Raw genomic sequence first — 3,500 nt, 5'->3', positions numbered from 1 at the left:
TTCACTATTATATATAAGCTCATTATGAATCAATCAAATGGTCCTCGTATACCATTATTAATACATGTAGTAGGCATAGAAAAATTCATCACACTATTAGATTTCTAAAACACAGTTAAAAGCAACGCAAGTACCAAAATTTCTAAGTACTTGCGTTGCAAATTTTACTATCGTGAATACATTTTCGGACATTCATCACCACTTGGTTCATAAAAACAATGGCTTTTAAACTGTCCTACAAATGGCTGATTATACCATTCAGGTGGACAAGCTCCAACTGGACGGAAATACCAAAGAGCCCATCGTGCAGGCCAGCGCCATTGACCTTGTAAAACTTTTCGTGCGATTTCTTTTTCTGATTCACGAGCGCGTTGATAAAAATATCCATATTGTACTGCTTCAAATCCGCCGGGGCTTTGATATACAGCGTCGCGTACGGTACGGAGTTGTTTAAAATCTAAGCAATCACAAAATACACGGTTTACTACAACGCATCCAACTAACTCCTCACCTTGGCGACCTTCGCCTTCAGCTTCAGCACGAATTAAACGAGCTAGTAAATCAACATCACTTTCGTTGTATGGAATAAGGGGCATAGTGATACCACCTTTCTGTTATAGTAAAGAGTGTATGTTATAAAACAATCTGCGTGCTTTTTTACATAAAAATAACATTTAATTTTAAGAGGAGCTTGTATAAAAAGAGCTAATTAGTAATAGTAGATAAATATAAAAGGGAGAGGTATTATGTATCGAATTCATAAAGACCATATCATTTACTCAATGTCACCAGAAAATAAGCCTTGTATGGAAGTGGAAATTGGGAGCAGTCTTGTATTTGAAACATATGATTGCTTTGAAAATCAAATCGATTCTGAAGATGTTGTGTTTCAAGAATTAGATTGGAACCGAATTAATCCAGCGACTGGACCTGTATATGTTAAAGGAGCAGAACCTGGCGATATATTAGCCGTAACGATTGAAAAGATTAAAATTGCAGAGCAGGGCGTTTTAACTACAGGTGCAAACCTTGGTGTAATAGGGAATGAGTTAAATGAAAATACAGTGAAAATTGTCCCAATACATAATGAACATGTTTTGTTTTCAAGTGAACTACAAATCCCGATTAATCCAATGATTGGGGTAATTGGTATTGCACCGAAAGAAGAGAGCATTTCATGTGGCACACCGCATGATCACGGCGGGAATATGGACTGTAAAGAAATTAAAGAAGGAACAACATTACTACTACCAGTTAATGTCCCAGGAGCACTATTAGCGTTAGGTGATTTACACGCAGCAATGGGGGATGGTGAAATTGGGGTTAGTGGAGTAGAGGTTGCTGGTGAGGTAACTGTAACAGTTCAAATTATAAAAGGGAAAAAATGGCCACTACCAATGGCTATTCAAAAAGAAAAAGTAATGACGATTGCTTCAGAAAAATTGCTAGATGATGCAGCAAATCGTGCTGTACGTAATATGGTGACATTTTTACATGAAGAATTAGCAATGTCTAAAGCTGATGCAACGCTTTTATTATCGGCAGCAGGTAATTTAAAAGTTTGCCAAGTTGTGGATCCGTTGAAAACGGCGCGTATGGAATTAGGGATGGATTATGTGGAGAAACTAGGATTTACTTTTATTAAATTTCATATTAAATAGATAAGGGACGAAAAAGGATACTTTTGTATAAAAGCATCCTTTTTTAATTTACGGATTTTGTGAAAAGAGGTAGTATTTATTTTATATAAGTATATTTGAGATTGTGGATTAAAAAGGAGTTCAATAATGGTCAAAATTATGATTGTAGAAGACGATATGAAAATTGCAGAACTATTATCAAAACATGTTGCGAAATATGGTTATCAAGGAGTTATTGTATCGGACTTTCAAAATGTATTAGACATTTTTTTAGATGAACAACCAGAGTTAGTTTTATTAGATATTAATTTACCGAGTTTTGATGGGTACTTTTGGTGTCGTCAAATTCGCGGTGTTTCTACATGTCCGATACTATTCATTTCGGCCCGTGAAGGTACGATGGATCAAGTTATGGCGTTAGAAAATGGTGGCGATGATTTTATTCCGAAGCCTTTTCATTATGAAGTTGTAGTGGCGAAAATTCGTAGTCATTTAAGACGTGCATATGGAGATTATGCACCGAAACTAGAAGAGCGAATGATTGAGCAACAAGGCCTTTGTTTATATCCTGAAAGACTTGTATTGAAACTTAGAAACGAAGAGATTGATATAACGAGAAACGAAGCTATTTTATTAGAGACATTAATGAAAAATTATCCGCGTGTTGTGAGTAGGGAAGTGTTGTTAAATAAATTATGGGATAGCGAATCTTATGTTGATGATAATACATTAAGTGTAAATACAACACGTGTGCGTAAAAAGTTACAAACGTTACATATAGAAGGTGCGATTGAAACGATTCGTAGTGTTGGATATAGATTGCATATTACTTGGGATACTGGTATAGAAAAATGATAAGATTATTTATACGTGATCATATACCACTTATTTGCTTTACTATAATTCAACTACTAGCTATATTTCTCGTATATTGGTTTGATGGGCATAATCATATTACAACGGCGTTATATGCAATGTTTCTAGGGGCTTTCTTTATGGGAAGTTATTTAGTGTTTCGTTATTTTACACATCGTTCTTTTTATGAGCGCTTAGCAAACCCGATGCAATCTTTGGATGAATCTGTTCAAAAATCTGATTTTGCAGCTGTATCGGCTGCTCTTCAAGAACTACTTGAGGTGCAATATCGACATTATCAAAATCAGCTGCAAATGCAAGAGAGAAAAAATAATGACCATTTAACCTTTATGAATCAGTGGATTCATCAAATGAAAACACCTTTATCTGTAATAGAATTAATTACACAGGATGAAGTAGATTCACGTTTTGAAAGTATAAATGAGGAAACTGATCGATTAAAAAAGGGATTAGAAATGGCTCTGTATGTCGCACGTTTAGAAGCATTTACACAAGATTTTTATGTAGAAAGAGTACAACTACATAAAATAGTGAATGATTCGGTACATGAGCATAAACGGTTCTTTATCCGGAATTTTGTATATCCAGAGCTTGAAATTGATAAGGACATTACTGTAGAAAGTGATGCGAAATGGTTACAATTTTTAATTGGGCAAATACTATCGAATGCGATTAAATATTCATCAGGTAGTAGAGAAAAGATTAAAGTGAAAGCTTGTAAGGAAGGTAATACCGTTATACTTGAAATTGCTGATAATGGCGTAGGTATACCGAAGCAAGATTTACCAAGAGTCTTCAAACCTTTCTTTACAGGAGAAAACGGTAGAGATTTTAAAGAATCAACAGGAATGGGGCTATATCTCGTATATGAAATTACGAAGCAATTAGGACATAGTGTAGAAATCCATTCAGAAGTTGATAAAGGTACGGTAGTACGAGTAATATTTTTTAATGTGTAAAAAGTGATCAAGGCTAAAGAACGTT

The 3,500-nt window shown here is 34.9% G+C and carries 4 protein-coding genes; 3 read left to right on the top strand and 1 reads right to left on the bottom strand.

What is annotated here, in order from left to right:
• Positions 1 to 167 precede the first annotated feature (167 nt).
• Entirely contained in the window at positions 168 to 596 is a 429-nt protein-coding gene (locus ACQGS6_RS24875; protein WP_001128402.1) for a cell wall hydrolase, read from the bottom strand.
• Positions 597 to 746: 150 nt separating this feature from the next.
• Between ACQGS6_RS24875 and ACQGS6_RS24870 the strand changes: the two genes are divergently transcribed.
• The 3 genes from ACQGS6_RS24870 to ACQGS6_RS24860 all read left to right on the top strand — a co-directional run bounded on the left by ACQGS6_RS24870 (position 747) and on the right by ACQGS6_RS24860 (position 3,475).
• A complete protein-coding gene (locus ACQGS6_RS24870) occupies positions 747 to 1,661 on the top strand; it encodes an acetamidase/formamidase family protein (RefSeq protein WP_426965763.1) in 915 nt (304 codons plus the stop codon).
• A 126-nt stretch (positions 1,662 to 1,787) separates the two neighbouring features.
• Entirely contained in the window at positions 1,788 to 2,495 is a 708-nt protein-coding gene (locus ACQGS6_RS24865) for a response regulator transcription factor (RefSeq protein ID WP_000238969.1), read from the top strand.
• The gene (locus ACQGS6_RS24860) at positions 2,492 to 3,475 is read left to right on the top strand and encodes a sensor histidine kinase (protein WP_002103134.1); all 984 of its coding nucleotides are present in this window, start codon (positions 2,492 to 2,494) and stop codon (positions 3,473 to 3,475) included. The genes ACQGS6_RS24865 and ACQGS6_RS24860 overlap by 4 nt, the downstream gene beginning before the upstream one ends.
• The last annotated feature ends 25 nt before the right edge of the window (positions 3,476 to 3,500 follow it).

The organism is Bacillus sp. GMs2/2 (genome assembly GCF_050172095.1).
Classification (GTDB): Bacteria; Bacillota; Bacilli; order Bacillales; family Bacillaceae_G; genus Bacillus_A; species Bacillus_A cereus.
This window is presented reverse-complemented; position numbering and strand designations above follow the sequence as displayed.